Source organism: Streptomyces sp. NPDC052052, from assembly GCF_040680455.1.
GTDB lineage: Bacteria > Actinomycetota > Actinomycetes > Streptomycetales > Streptomycetaceae > Streptomyces.
The window spans coordinates 74,209-87,665 of record NZ_JBFAWU010000020.1; the positions used below are offsets into that span (position 1 = coordinate 74,209).

Annotated in this window: 13 protein-coding genes, 1 pseudogene and 1 riboswitch; of the genes and pseudogenes, 10 read left to right on the forward strand and 4 right to left on the reverse strand. The window is 69.5% G+C overall.

The features are described 5' to 3' along the window. Nucleotides 1-112: 112 nt before the first annotated feature. Nucleotides 113-1,552 (forward strand): NAD(P)/FAD-dependent oxidoreductase, encoded by a 1,440-nt coding sequence (locus AB0L71_RS23465; RefSeq protein ID WP_365246300.1) that lies wholly within the window; start codon nt 113-115, stop codon nt 1,550-1,552. Between the two features lie 87 nt (nt 1,553-1,639). On the opposite strand, the gene AB0L71_RS23470 is transcribed toward AB0L71_RS23465, so the two are convergent. Next, a complete protein-coding gene (locus AB0L71_RS23470; RefSeq protein WP_365246303.1) occupies nt 1,640-2,233 on the reverse strand; it encodes a histidine phosphatase family protein in 594 nt (197 codons plus the stop codon). Between the two features lie 110 nt (nt 2,234-2,343). Next, nucleotides 2,344-2,493, forward strand: a riboswitch (adenosylcobalamin (AdoCbl) riboswitch). 3 nt (nt 2,494-2,496) lie between these two features. On the opposite strand from AB0L71_RS23470, the gene AB0L71_RS23475 reads away from it, so the two are divergent. Next, a complete protein-coding gene (locus AB0L71_RS23475) occupies nt 2,497-2,712 on the forward strand; it encodes a CbtB-domain containing protein (RefSeq protein WP_365246306.1) in 216 nt (71 codons plus the stop codon). A 28-nt stretch (nt 2,713-2,740) separates the two neighbouring features. After that, nucleotides 2,741-3,520 carry a CbtA family protein gene (locus tag AB0L71_RS23480; protein ID WP_365246309.1) on the forward strand — a complete coding sequence of 260 codons (780 nt, stop codon included), beginning with the start codon at nt 2,741-2,743 and terminating at the stop codon, nt 3,518-3,520. A 137-nt stretch (nt 3,521-3,657) separates the two neighbouring features. Here AB0L71_RS23480 and AB0L71_RS23485 read toward each other — a convergent pair whose 3' ends face one another. Together AB0L71_RS23485 and AB0L71_RS23490 are read right to left on the reverse strand one after the other, a co-directional pair. Continuing rightward, complete coding sequence (locus AB0L71_RS23485; RefSeq protein WP_365246312.1) at nt 3,658-4,164, reverse strand: GNAT family N-acetyltransferase; 507 nt, start codon at nt 4,162-4,164, stop codon at nt 3,658-3,660. A 272-nt stretch (nt 4,165-4,436) separates the two neighbouring features. Beyond that, nucleotides 4,437-4,811, reverse strand: a complete 375-nt coding sequence (locus AB0L71_RS23490) for a tetratricopeptide repeat protein (protein WP_365246315.1) — start codon at nt 4,809-4,811, stop codon at nt 4,437-4,439. A 167-nt stretch (nt 4,812-4,978) separates the two neighbouring features. On the opposite strand from AB0L71_RS23490, the gene AB0L71_RS23495 reads away from it, so the two are divergent. Further along, complete coding sequence (locus tag AB0L71_RS23495; RefSeq protein WP_365246318.1) at nt 4,979-5,944, forward strand: pirin family protein; 966 nt, start codon at nt 4,979-4,981, stop codon at nt 5,942-5,944. Nucleotides 5,945-6,470: 526 nt separating this feature from the next. On the opposite strand, the pseudogene AB0L71_RS23500 reads toward AB0L71_RS23495, so the two are convergent. Beyond that, nucleotides 6,471-7,100, reverse strand: a pseudogene (locus AB0L71_RS23500) (IS5 family transposase); the annotation flags it as partial. Here AB0L71_RS23500 and AB0L71_RS23505 point away from each other — a divergent pair. The 6 genes from AB0L71_RS23505 (at nt 7,002) to AB0L71_RS23530 (ending at nt 13,443) form a co-directional block, all read left to right on the forward strand. Next, nucleotides 7,002-7,523, forward strand: a complete 522-nt coding sequence (locus AB0L71_RS23505; RefSeq protein WP_365246479.1) for a hypothetical protein — start codon at nt 7,002-7,004, stop codon at nt 7,521-7,523. The pseudogene AB0L71_RS23500 and the gene AB0L71_RS23505 sit on opposite strands and share 99 nt — an antisense overlap. Before the next feature lie 386 nt (nt 7,524-7,909). Continuing rightward, nucleotides 7,910-8,329 carry a hypothetical protein gene (locus AB0L71_RS23510; RefSeq protein ID WP_365246321.1) on the forward strand — a complete coding sequence of 140 codons (420 nt, stop codon included), beginning with the start codon at nt 7,910-7,912 and terminating at the stop codon, nt 8,327-8,329. Further along, nucleotides 8,314-9,189, forward strand: a complete 876-nt coding sequence (locus tag AB0L71_RS23515; RefSeq protein WP_365246324.1) for a hypothetical protein — start codon at nt 8,314-8,316, stop codon at nt 9,187-9,189. Before AB0L71_RS23510 ends, AB0L71_RS23515 begins: the two co-directional genes overlap by 16 nt. Before the next feature lie 273 nt (nt 9,190-9,462). After that, nucleotides 9,463-10,731: an MFS transporter gene (locus AB0L71_RS23520; RefSeq protein WP_365246327.1), complete on the forward strand. Its 1,269-nt coding sequence runs from the start codon at nt 9,463-9,465 to the stop codon at nt 10,729-10,731. 304 nt (nt 10,732-11,035) lie between these two features. Continuing rightward, nucleotides 11,036-12,061 (forward strand): AraC family transcriptional regulator, encoded by a 1,026-nt coding sequence (locus AB0L71_RS23525; RefSeq protein WP_365246330.1) that lies wholly within the window; start codon nt 11,036-11,038, stop codon nt 12,059-12,061. A 251-nt stretch (nt 12,062-12,312) separates the two neighbouring features. After that, nucleotides 12,313-13,443: an FAD-dependent oxidoreductase gene (locus AB0L71_RS23530; protein WP_365246333.1), complete on the forward strand. Its 1,131-nt coding sequence runs from the start codon at nt 12,313-12,315 to the stop codon at nt 13,441-13,443. Nucleotides 13,444-13,457: the final 14 nt, after the last annotated feature.

Genomic DNA, 13,457 nt, shown 5'->3' on the forward strand with positions numbered 1-13,457 from the left:
CTGTTACCTCTTCCTGCGCCCACTCGGACGTGTCCCGGACAACTGTGCCTGTGCTTGCGCTATTCCGCCTGCCCATGTGGCCGTCGCGCACACCCGCGAGGAAACTGTCCCCATGACATCTGCTGCCCTGGACACCGAGTACGACGTCGTGGTGATCGGAGCCGGCCCGGTGGGCGAGAACGTCGCCGACCGGACCCGGGCCGCCGGGCTGAGCACGGCGGTGGTCGAGGCGGAACTCATCGGTGGCGAGTGCTCGTACTGGGCCTGCATGCCCAGCAAGGCCCTGCTGCGCCCGGTTGTCGCCCGTGCCGATGCCCGGCACCTCCCGGGCCTCGACAAAGCCGTGCAGGGCCCCCTGGACACCGGCGCGGTCCTCGCCCGCCGTGACGTCTACGCCTCGCACTGGAAGGACGACGGCCAGGTCGCCTGGCTGGAGGGCATCGGCGCGGACATCTACCGGGGCCAGGGCCGGCTCACCGGCGAGCGCAGGGTCTCCGTCACCGCCCCGGACGGCACGGAACACCACCTCACCGCCCGTCACGCCGTCGCGGTCTGCACCGGCAGTCGCGCGGTCGTTCCCGCCCTGCCCGGCGTCGACGGGGCCCACCCCTGGACCAGCCGGGAGGCGACCAGCGCCAAGGAGGTCCCGGACCGCCTCGTGATCATCGGCGGCGGCGTCGTCGGGACGGAGATGGCCACCGTCTGGCAGGCCCTCGGGGCCCAGGTGACCCTGCTGGTCCGCGGAAAGGGACTCCTGCCCAAGATGGAACCGTTCGCGGGCGAACTGGTCGCCCGGGCGCTCACGGAAGCGGGCGTCGACATCCGTACCGGCACCTCGGCGACCTCCGTACACCGCGCGCTCCCGGACGGCCCGGTCACCGTGGAGCTGGACAACGGCGAGCAGGTCGAGGCCGACGAGATCCTCTTCGCCACCGGCCGCGCCCCCCGGACGGACGACCTCGGCCTGGAGACCGTGGGCCTGAAACCCGGTTCCTGGCTGACCGTCGACGACAGCTGCCGCGTCGACGACACCACCTGGCTCTACGCGGTGGGTGATGTCAACCACCGGGCCCTCCTCACCCATCAGGGCAAGTACCAGGCCCGTATCGCCGGTGCGGCGATCGCCGCCCGCGCCGCGGGCACGCCGCTGGAGACCGACCGCTGGAGCGCCCACACGGCCACCGCCGACCATGCGGCGGTACCCCAGGTCGTCTTCACCGACCCCGAGGCCGCATCGGTCGGCCTCACCCTCGCCGAGGCCGAGCAGGCCGGGCACCGGGTACGTGCCGTGGACCTGGACCTCGCCGCGGTGGCGGGGGCCGGCCTGTACGCGGACGGTTACCGCGGCCGTGCCCGCATGGTCGTGGACCTCGACCGGGAGATCGTGCTCGGCGTCACCTTCGTCGGACCCGGCATCGGCGAACTGCTGCACTCGGCGACGGTCGCGGTCGTGGGCGAGGTCCCCCTCGACCGGCTGTGGCACGCCGTTCCGTCGTATCCGACGATCAGTGAGGGCTGGCTGCGCCTGCTGGAGGCGTACCGGGACGCGTAGCGCTCCGACGGCGTCGGGGAGGCGTGCGCGGCGGAACCGGCCGGGACGATGACGGTCGGTCGGCCCGGTCGTGGACCGCGGAGCCCGTCAGTTCTCCGCAGCGGGGGACAGCGGCTGCCCACAGCGCAGATTCCACCGCCCGGACCGGCCGCTGAGCCCGGTCGACGTCAGCGGGGCGACGTCGAGCCGCCAGAACGCCTGCACCGGCAGGGCGAGCGCCCGTACGATCACCGCCCGCACCACCGCCGGTTCGACCACCGCCAGGACCCGGCCGCCGTCCTCGCCGTACGTGGACTCCACGGAGTCCAGCCAACGGGCGGCCCGGGCGCAGAACGCCACCAACGACTCGCCGCCGTGGCCGGCGGCCGAAGGATCGGTCATCCAGGCCGAGACCTCCTCCGGCTCACGCGCGCTCACCTCCGCCAGCCGCTGCCCGCTCCACCGGCCCAAGTCCCAGCCACGGAGCCCGAGATCGGGCTCGGCCCGCAACCCCAGGGCATCGGCGGTTTGGACGCACCGCAGGGACGGCCCGCACCCATGGCGGTCGGCCACGGGCACCGCCGCGGCGGCCGCACGGGCCTGGCGGACTCCGGCGGCGTCGAGCGGAGCGTCGCCGTCGAAGCGGGCTTCGCGCAACGCGGCGTTGACCGCCGGTGAGATCAACATCACCTGCATCGTCATGACCGGATGAACTCCCTTGACCGTGTGGCTCTCCTGAAGACCTCACCATGGCATCCGGTCCGTGTTCCTCCCGGAGGGGGCATGGCCGTGGTCGCTGCCAGGCGGTATGGTCACGACAAGTACGACGAAGGTGTGATGGAAGTCCGGTGGAAATCCGGCACGGTCGCGCCACTGTGTACCCGTACTCCGTACGGGAAGTCAGACCCGGCACCTTCGTCTCAGGCACCACGATCGGGACGCGTGTTCCCTCAGGAGGTTCTGCCATGGCACAGAGTGCTGCCCCCGCCACCGCCGTACCGGCGATCACCCCCATCTCCCTGAAGGCCATCGCTCCCTGGGCGGTCTTTTTCGGGGTCCTCATGCTTGTCCTGCTCTACTTCGTCGGCGCCGAGCAGGGCGCCACCGCGGTCATCTCCGGTGAAGGTGTCCACGAGTGGGTCCACGACGGCCGCCACCTCCTCGGTTTCCCCTGCCACTGACGTACCGTCCGATCCAGGGAAAGCCCTCATGAACTCCATATCCGTCAGAGCCGTACTCGTCCGCGGCATGCTGTCCGGCCTCGCCGCGGGCGCGCTCGCTCTCGTCGTCGCCTACTTCCTCGGTGAGTCCCGGGTGGACGCGGCCATCGCTCTCGAAGAGGCACACGCCCACACCCATGACCACGGCGGCGGCGAGGAACTCGTCAGCCGCACCCTGCAGTCCACCGCCGGACTGGGCACCGGTGTCCTCGTCTTCGGCGTGGCGATGGGCGGCATCGCCGCCCTCGTCCTCTGTTACGCACTCGGCCGGATCGGCAGGTTCGGCCCCCGGGCCGCGGCCGCCCTGATCGCGGGTGCGGCGCTGCTGACCGTGTACGTCGTTCCGTTCCTGAAGTATCCGGCCAATCCGCCGGCGGTCGGCAACCCCGACACCATTGGCCGACGCACCACCCTGTTCTTCCTGATGATCGCCCTCAGCGTGCTGTTGGCCGTCGCCGCGGTCATCCTCGGCAGGCGGCTGGCTCCTCGCCTGGGCAACTGGAACGCGAGCATCACCGCATCCGCCGGCTACGTACTCGTGATCGGACTCGCGTACGCGTTCCTGCCCTCGTTCAACGAGGTCGGGAAGGACTTCCCGGCAAGCCTGCTGTGGGAGTTCCGCCTGGCCACCCTCGCTGTGCAGGCCACGTTCTGGATCACCTTCGGCCTCATCCTCGGATGGCTGGCGGAACGGCTCCTCGTCCCGAGCGCCAAGGCCCTCCGGACCGGCAACGCTGCGACGAACGGGGCTGCCGCGGCGGCCCGTTGACCGGAACGCCGCAGATCGCCGGCTCATCGTGGAACCCGCCGCGCACTGCGCGGCGGGTTTCCGCTGTCCTGCCCCCGCACGGCCCCACCGGGGTTCGCGGTCCCGCACGGCCCGGCCGAGGGCCGGCTGTTCGTCGACTACGGCCCGGACGGCTGATCCCAGTCGATCCGGTAGTGCTTCAGCCGCGCGTCCTCCTCCACCAGGCGCATGCCGACAGCCGTCATGACGCGCTGCGAGGCCAGGTTGTCCAGATCGGTGTCGCCGTGCACACAGCTCACGCCCTGAGCGCGGGCGAAGAGGAGCAGCGCGCGCAGCGCCTCGGAGGCGTAGCCCAGGCCCTGGGCCGAGGGGACGAGGCCGTATCCGATCGTGACCTGCCCATGGTTGTCCGGTGCGCCGTGGAACCCGAGCCCGCCGATCACGAATCCGTCCTCACGGCGTCGTATCTCGTACGAACCGAAGGGGCTGGGATCACCCGTGGTCGCGCAGGTGTCGAGGAAGCGCTCGGCCGCCGCCATCTCACCGGGGGAGGGGTATCCAGGTGCCCAGCGCGCGCCCTCCGGCGGCTTGCCCGCCCTCACCCTCAGCGCATCGGATGCGTTCATCAGGTGGAGGAGGAGGCGCGGCGTCTCGAGGTCGGTCATGACCGAGTGATGTATCACGTGGGACGAGTGGGCGGCATCAGGATGGTGTGGCGGGCGGGGACAGCCGAACACCCTGCTGCGCAAGTCGCCCGGAGATCCGACCCCGAGTGCGGCCGAGGGCGCTCTCCCGACGGAGGGGATGAACCGTCGGTCGAACGCCCTCGCGCACGCTCGTGCCGCAACAGGCAACGTTCACCCGTCGCGACGCCCGGCACGCCCTCTCGCCGCACCGGACGCCGCTCCTTGACGGTCACACGTTGCCTGCCGCGACACTAGGAGAGGCGTTCCTGGGATCGTGCCGGGTCCTCGTCGAAGTTCCCGGAGAACACGGCGGCCATCCGCAGGTGACCGGTCGCCTCCGCACTCCGCCCCTGGCGCTCCAGCGTGCGGCCGAGCATCAGCCGCGCGTAGGGCTCCACCGGGTCACGCTCCAGAACCGCCCGCAGCTCCGTCTCGGCCCTGCCGAGGCGAGCCGAGTGGTAGTAGGTCCGGGCCAGCAGCAGCCGCAGGGAGACCTGCTCCGGCTCCTCCTCGACCAGCCCCTCCAGAATCCGGGCCGCAGTCATGTACTCCTTCGCCTCGAAGAACATCTGCGCACGGTCCCAGCGGTCGGCGGCCGTACCGAACTCGAAATAGCTGTCGCTCACTTGACCTCCTCGTTCACGGGCCGTCCCTGGTCCCGCCCTGTTGCTGGGCCGGTTGTACGCCCAGTCTTCCTTCGGTCACGCGAACGCGTCGACTTGGTTGAATATTCCACTAAAGTTTCGGCGTGGGTTTCGGTGCCCCGGGCCCGCACGGCCCTAGGTTGAACAGCATGAGCAATCTCGATCGCCAGGCCGCTCTCTCCGTCTGCGGAGGGCGAGGCTTCGTCGTCGCCGAGCCCGTGCGCGAACTTCTCACCCCGCGCCACGTCCAGCTGGGCGAGTCCACCGAGGTCCGCAGGCTGCTGCCCAATCTGGGCCGCCGCATGGTCGGCGCGTGGGCCTTCGTCGATCACTACGGCCCCGACGACATCGCGGACGAACCCGGGATGCAGGTACCGCCCCACCCTCACATGGGCCTGCAGACGGTCAGCTGGCTGCACGAAGGCGAGGTCCTGCACCGGGACAGCCTCGGCAGTCTCCGCACGATCCGCCCGCGCGAGCTCGGACTGATGACCTCCGGACGGGCCATCAGCCACTCCGAGGAGAGCCCCAGGCCGCACGCGAGGTTCCTGCACGGCGCCCAGCTCTGGGTCGCCCTGCCCGAGGCCCACCGCCACGTCGAGCCGCACTTCCAGCACCATGCCGAACTGCCGACGGTCACCGCCCCCGGCTTCACCGCCACCCTCATCCTGGGCGCACTCGACGGCGCCACCTCACCCGGCACCACGTACACGCCGATCGTCGGCGCCGACCTCGCCCTGTCCGGCGGGACCGAGGCCCGCCTCCCGCTCGACCCGGACTTCGAGTACGCGGTCCTCTCGATGTCCGGCCAGGCCGAGGTCGACGGCGTACCCGTGCTGCCCGGCTCGATGCTCTACCTGGGCTGCGGCCGCAATGAACTCCCCCTGCGCGCCGACACCGACGCCGGCCTCATGCTCCTCGGCGGGGAGCCCTTCGAGGAGGAGATCATCATGTGGTGGAACTTCATCGGCCGGGACAGCGAGGAGATCGTACAGGCTCGGCAGGACTGGATGGAAGGCCGCCGATTCGGCGAGGTGAAGGGGTACGACGGTGCTCCGCTGCGGGCTCCCGAGCTGCCGGCGGTGCCGCTGAAACCCCGGGGGAACCGGCGCTGACCTGCGAGAATGCTCGCAGGTTCGGTCGCCGGATGGGTAGGCTGCTCGCCAGGTCCTGCCTCTGTTCCGAGGGTGCTCGACGAAGCGGCAGTCGACCAGTCGGAGGGGCTGACCGAGATGACCGCCGATCCAAAATATCGCCGTCTGTGGGTAGCTGTAGGAGTCCTCATGCTGACCCAATGCTGACTTTCCTGACTTCTCGTCAGGTTGCATTGAGGCGGGCTCTCCGCAGTTCTACCGCTCACAGCGGTGCTTTGCTGGATCGGTGCCGACCGGACTGTTGCTGTCCTTGGAGGAGGCGGGCTGCGCGACGGTGTGGGGAAGCGGGGCGCCTGGCGAGACGTTGTGGGAAGTCAACAAGATTCGAGTACGCCGAGGCTCCTTTCTGCTGGCCGTGCCTGGCGTGGATATGGTCGGGCCGCGGCTGTCCGTGCGCGGGCGGCGGCCGCTGACGCGGAGGCGAGGGCGAGGAAGCTGCTGAACGCTTAGTGAGCGTTTGGTTTGTTGGTGTCCGTTTGGTTCGGGGTTAGGTGTCGCGCCAGTTGGGGGTGGTTTCGTGGGTGAGTCGGCGGCTCATGAGGTTGATGGCGGCGATGCGGATCACGCGGCTGATTGGTGTGGGTGGGTTTCGTAGTCGCGGGCGAGGCGGCGGTGGTGCATGAGCCAGCCGAGAGTGCGTTCGATGACCCAGCGGCGGGGCTGGACGGTGAAGGTGCGGCTGCCTGGGGTGCGGTGGACGACTTCGAGGTCGATGCCGCGGGTGGCGGCGTGCTCGACGGCGGTGTTCTTGTAGCCGGAGTCGGCCCAGGCTATGGAGACGTGGGGGTGGTGGGTGGCGATGTGGTCCAGGAGGTGGGTGCCGGCGGTGGAGTCGTGGACGGCTGCGGAGGTGACCAGGACGGCGAGGAGGAGGCCGAGGGTGTTGGTGACGACGTGCCGTTTGCGTCCGGCGATCTTCTTGGCGGCGTCGTAGCCCTGGTCGGTGAGGTGGACGTTGGTGGATGTCTTGATCGACTGTGAGTCGAGGAGGCAGGCGCTGGGGTGGGTGTTGTGCGTTGTGCCCTTCGTTTTCGCGGACGAGTCGGCGCAGGAGGCCGGTGAGTTGGTCGAAGATGCGGTCGGTTTCCCATTTGGCGAAGTAGCCGTAGACGGTCTGGCTGAACCGCTCGGCCTGCTGGACGGCGTCCGGCCCAGCCTCGCCCGCTTCGTCTTCACCGACCCGCGGGCGCGCGCGGTCTACCCGGACTGGGACGCGGTCGCCGACGAGCAGGTCGCGGCCCTCAAACAGGGGCCAGGGCAGACCGACGTCCATATCGGGGCGCTGATGGGCGAGTTGACGGTGTCCTCCGGGGAACCGTTCGCCGCCCGGATACGGACGCTGCCAGGGCTGCCGCGGGCGAACGGGGTGGTGCGCATGGTCCACCCGCAGGTGGGGGAGGTGCGGCTGGCGCACGAAACGCTCGGCCTGCCCGCCGACGACGACCAGCAGCTCGTCGTCCACCTGCCGGTCGACGACGCGAGCGCCGCCGCACTCGACCGCCTCACCGGTCGCCGCCCCGGCGCCCTGCGGGCGGTCTGAACCCGACCCGGTCCGACCGGCGGTAGGGGCGCGCACCTCGGGCTGGTGATCCGTGGGGATCAGCCTTCCGGGAGCGCTCTCGCGAGGGTTGTCCCCTCCTCGGACGGCCCTTCTTGAACCGCATCGGGTTCAAGGCCCGAGCCGGACGCAACATCGCACTCCTGGAGCTCGCCGGCGAACTCCCGGCTGTCGTCCTGAGCGACCTTCTCGGCATCCACATCGGCCACGGAGGGAAGCTCGGCAAGAACGGATGGGCCGGGTTACCAGTACAGCTCCGGAAAGTGATGCCACACCCATCATGACAGGTCAGTGGGGGGTTTCGTAGGAGTAACGACACAGGTGACCAGCCTTGTTCGGCCCCCTCCCGGGCACCCAGAATCCCCGTCATGAATCACACGGGGAAAGTCGATCAGGACGACATCATGCGAGCGCGGAATGTGCTGCTTGCGTCAGGGCGCCGCACGGCGCGCGAGGAAGTCGATGCCTACCGGGTGCTCTCTCAGGTCAGCCCCGCCTCGTACCTGCCGCTCCTGGCCAAGGCGCTCCAACGTCTGAGCTATGACACCAGCTTCGGCAAGAAGCATCCGGCCTGTCTCTCGTTGCGTGAGGAGGCGGTGGCCGCTGCGCGGTCCATCGATCCGGCCGAACCTGCCCGTGCGGATGTTCTGTACGAGGCCCTCAACACGTGCCGGAGAGAGCTGTACAGCGTGGGCCGACGCGCCGAAGGACTCGCCATGCGTGCCGAGATGCTCGCCATCGGCCGTGCACAGGCCGAACAGTCCGAGGCCCCGTGGTCAAAGGGCTGAATCAGTGGGCTACCGGACTCTCCGAGGAAGGCCGGTATGCCGAGGCCGCCGATACCATGACCGAGTTGGTCGCAGCGATCCTGCCCGACGGGCCCAGCGGGGATCTCGCCTGGTCACTCCTGGAGTGGATCGCCGCTCTCCATGACGCCGGCCGGTCCGACGAAGCACTTGCCGCATTCGAAACACTCGTCAGCATGGAAGCGGCCGAAGCCGCGAACGACCGTGGGCCGATGGCCTGCCATCTCTACTCGCTCATCGGATACGCACAGATGCTCGACACCCATGGCCGAGGCGAGCAGGCGGCCCTCACGCGGCAAGAAGCACTCGCCTTGCTGGGGGAGTTGGCCGATACCGGTGAGCGGAAGTCCTGGAGTGGCTATCAGAGGTCGTTTTGGGCGGTGCTGCTGTACTTCTCCGGCGCCGAAAACGATCGGCCTGCGTCCAATGAACCGCGTCCACCTTCGGGCGCGGCGCTCACTCAGTGGTCGCCCGATGTCAGGCAGCGCTACTTCGACAGTCGTCATGCCCTCCGCGAAGAGGTGGACACCCTCGCTCCACGAGCCACCGAAGATCCGGACCAGTACTTGGCCGAACTGGTCCGCCTGCATCGCGTCCTCACCATCCGTTCCGCTGTCTACTGGAAGAACCGCACCCATCTGTTCGCGGAGAAAGTTCACTCCCTGTTCGACGAGGGAGTGAGCCTGGCCCGCCGACTGTCTCAGCATGACCCGGTAGAGGGGACGCGAACACTGGCCAGGAGCCTGATCGACCGATCGACCTTCCACACTGCCGCCGGCCGGCTCGAGTCCGCCCTCGATGACTTCCGCCAGGCCCTGAGCTACCTGGGGGAGGCCAGCTAGCGCCGCAACAGGCAACATTTGCCCCGTCGCGACGCCCGGCACGCCCTCTCGCCGCACCGGACGAAAGCCGTGGTCGGGCCGGCCGTCCGGCCCCGACCGGTGAGAGGGCGGAAGCGGCGGAAGATCCGCTGCTCCGTACGGTAAGTGCCCGTCTCCCAGGGCCGGCCGCAGGAATCGGCCAGCGCGCGCACACGACGGATAGTGCTCGTACGAAGGCCTTCCTACTGTCGCTCCCTCACGTGGACAGCACCTTCCTCCGAGGAGCCGCAGCTCATGACCGCACCCGAAGTACCCTCCGCAGATACACCGTCCTGGCAGCCGGGAGCGCGTCAGGCCGCTCTGCTGCTGACCGCTGCCTGCGCATCCGTCCTGGGGTCACTGCTGATTGCACCGGTTCTGCCCGAGCTCGAACGCGCCTTTTCCGACACTCCGGGGATCAGCACCCTGGCGCCGATGGCCATGACGCTGCCGGCCCTGGGAATCGCTGTGCTGGGCCCTCTCGCCGGATCCGCCGTGGACCGCTATGGTCGGACCCGTCTGCTTTTCGGCGCCATGCTCGCCTACGCGTTCGTCGGAACGGCGCCCGTGTTGCTCGACTCCCTGCCGCTCATCCTGGTCAGCCGTACGCTGCTCGGGGTCGTCGAAGCCGTGGTGATGACCGCGTCTCTGACGCTTCTCGGTGACTACTTCACCGGGGCCAGGCGGGATCGGTACATGTCGTGGCACTCGGTGATCACCGCCGTCGCCGCCGTCGGAATCCTTGCCGTGGGCGGTGGGCTCGGTGCGCACAGCTGGCGCACGCCGTTCTGGGTCTACGCGGCGGCTCTCCCGCTGCTCCTGGCCATGGTCCTGTCGCTGCGCGAACCGAGCTTCGACCGGGCCGCGGCGGGACTGACCGAGCGTGAGATGAGACCTCTGCCCTGGCGTTCCCTGGCCCCGCTCCTGGTCCTCACGTCGGTCGGCGCGGCCGTTGTGTTCTTTGTACTGCAGGTCCAGCTCAGCTTCGTCCTCGACGACCTCGACGTGGGCAGCGCCGGCATAGGCGCGTCGGCGGCGATCGCCAATGCCGGTGTGGTGGCCGGGTCGCTGTGCTTCGCCCGCTGGGCCCGTCGGTGGGCCGGGCAGTTGCTGGTCGCGGCCTTCGTCGCCGGGCCGCTCGGCGTGGTGCTGATGAGCGTGGGCCGGGACTGGACCGCTGTGACGGGCGGGGCGCTCATTGCCGGTGTCGGCTGCGGCCTGATGCTGCCGTCCCTGTTGATCGGCACCACCTCCCGGCTCCCCTTCGACCAGCGGGGGAGAGGAACCGCGGCGTGGACCTCGGCCTTCTTCTTCGGTCAGTTCCTCTCGCCCGTGATTGTGGCGGGGCTCAGCGCCGCGGCTTCCGGGCGCGACCATGCCATTCAGCTCTGTGCGGCAGTTGGCCTGGGCGCAGGTGTCGCAGCCTTCCTTCTCGTGCGTCGTCGTCCGCTTGCCGTCAGCGCGCAGGACGAAGCGCACGACGCGGGCACCTCGGAAGCTGCCGAAGCCGTGGGACAAGGCTGACCGGCAGCGCGTCGGGGCGTCCTGCGCCCCGGGGCACCTGGCCGTCTTTGCCGGTCGGGTGCCCTGCCGCTCCGCCTCCGGAGACGAGGCCGAGTACGCGGGCGGCGCACCACGACGAGCGGGCCCGCAGTCGGCAGTGGCAGGGGAACGGTACTGCCCCTCGCCCCGGGGGCCGTTGAATTCCACGCGTTGACTTGCGCTTCCCCGCGGCTTAACTTGCACGAAATGTGTTCCACCGGGGCGGCATCCTGGGCCGATCCACCCGGTCGTAGGCCTGAATGATGCACGCACCACAGGAGCCCTCATGACGAGCACCTTCATGGACCCGCCGGTAGCTCATTCTCCGGTGGGTGCCGGGCCCCTGGAGCGCTTTTCGCTGATGCGGTCGACGGACCCGGAGCAGTTCGTCGCCGCCATCAACCAGGCCTACGGTGCACCGTCCGTCGCGCTGACCGAGCCTCCCAGGGGAGAGCAGGAGTACGAGCTGAGGGCCCTGGTGGGCCAGGGTTTCACCGTCGGATACCTGCGGTCGGGGCTGCCGGTGCACATCACCCCGCAGCGCGAGACCGGGCCGTACTACCTCAACCTGGCCCCCAGCGGTGCCGTCCTGGCGGAGGCAGGTGAGGCCCGGACCGTCAACGACTCGACCACAGCCGTGATCATGCCGGCCGGTGTGCCGCAGAGGCTCACACCGAGCGCGGACGCCACCGAGTCCATCGGCATCAAGATCGAGCGCGCCCTGGTGAATGCCGAACTCGCCGCACTGCTGGGCAGAACACCGCAGTCTCCTGTTCAGTTCGCCCCCGTGCTCGATCTGACGGGTGTCGCGGGCAGCGGTATCGCGGCACTCGTCCGGTTCATGCTCGCCGAGGCGAACGGACTGCCCGGGGGCCTGTTCGATCAGCCGGCCGTCCAACTGCACCACATCCGCACCCTGGTGGCCGCACTGCTCACCATGCACCGCCATACCTACTCCGATGCGCTGGTGTCCGCACCCGAGCGTTCACCCCGGCGTTCCAGGGCCTTGCGTCTGGCGCTGGAGTATGTCGAGGGGCACCTGGCCGAGCCGCTCACCGTCACCGACATCGCGGAGGCGGCGGGCTGCAGCGTACGCACGCTCCATGAGCACTTCCAGGACGGTGTGGGCGACACGCCCATGGGGTACGTGCGGGAACAGCGCCTCCAGCGGGTGCATGACGAGCTCCGCATCACCGGGCGTTCCGTCACCGATGTCGCATGTGCGTGGGGCTTCACCCACCTCGGCCGGTTCTCGGCGAGCTATCGCAAGCGCTTCGGCGCGCTGCCGTCGGACACGGCGCGCGGGCTCTGACCGCAGGGAGCGGGCCTCGACGGCGCCTCGCCGGCACCTGTTGTGCGGGGGAGTCAGGCAGCGCGAAAAAATCAGCGGTTCCTCCCATGACCACAACGAGGAGGAGCCGCTGACCTGCGACGACACAGAGACGAGTAGCGCCCATGGACATCGGACGCAGGAACCGGACAGGCACCTCAGGATCCGGATAGCCCCGTTCGGGCGGTCCTTCTAGCGTTCGCGGCGTGAACTCATCTCTCGCTGGAGGCCGCATGAACGCGCGCGACACGGCACCTCGCCACGTCCTCGTCGTGGGTGGAGGAATCGCCGGTATGGCGACGGCCATCGCCCTGGCCGACCGGGGCCATACCGTCGAAGTGGCCGAGCGCAATCCCGACTGGTCGGTGACCGGTTGGGGTCTGAGCCTCACCGGGCCGTCGCTGCGGGCTCTGCACAGCCTCCGGCTCTCCGATGCCTGTGTCGAGCGCGGCTTCGGCATCACCCAGATATCCCACTGCGACTCCGCCGGGCAGGTGCGCGGCCTCACCGATCTGCCGCTGCTGCTGGGCACGGACCGGCCCGCTTTCGCCGGGCTGAGCCGGGGCACCCTGCACGACATCCTCCGCGAAGCCGCAGTCGGGAAAGGCGCGGTACTGCGCAACGGGATGAGTGTGGAAGCGCTTCAGCACACCGCCGACGGCGTGACCGTGCGCATGACCGACGGCACCGTACGCCACGTCGACCTGGTCGTGGGGGCGGACGGCATCAGGTCCGTGACCCGTGAACTGCTCGGCATCTCCGCCAAGCCCGAGTACACCGGTCAGATGGTGTGGCGCGCCATCGTGCGCCGTCCGGAGTGGGCCACCACGCTGCATACCTTCTCCGGCCCTGTCCACAACGCAGGGCTGATCCCGATCGCCCAGGACCAGGCGTACGTCTTCCTCACGGAGAACTACGCCGATCCCGGAGTCCTTCCGCAGGAGGAGCTGGCCGACCGTATGCGGGACCTGCTGAGCGCGTTCTCCGGGCGGGTCGCCGAGGTCGCTGCCACCATCACCGACCCGGACCTGGTGGTGCGCAGGCCGGTACAGGCGGGCATCGTCGACGGCCCCTGGCACCGGGGCCGGGTCCTGCTCATCGGCGACGCGGCGCACGCACCCTCGCCGCAGCTGGTCAGCGGGGCCGCGCTGGCGATCGAGGACAGCCTGGTGCTCGCCGAGGAACTGGGCCTGCACGACGACATCGAGGCCGCCCTGGAGGCCTTCGGGCGCCGCCGTCAGGAGCGCTGCCGACTTGTGGTGGAGACCTCCGTCAAGGCGGGCGAGCTGGAACGGGACGGTTGCCAGGACGAGGCGCACCGGCTTCAGGACCACTGCCATCAGGTGCTGGCTCAGCCCATCTGACCACCCACACCCCT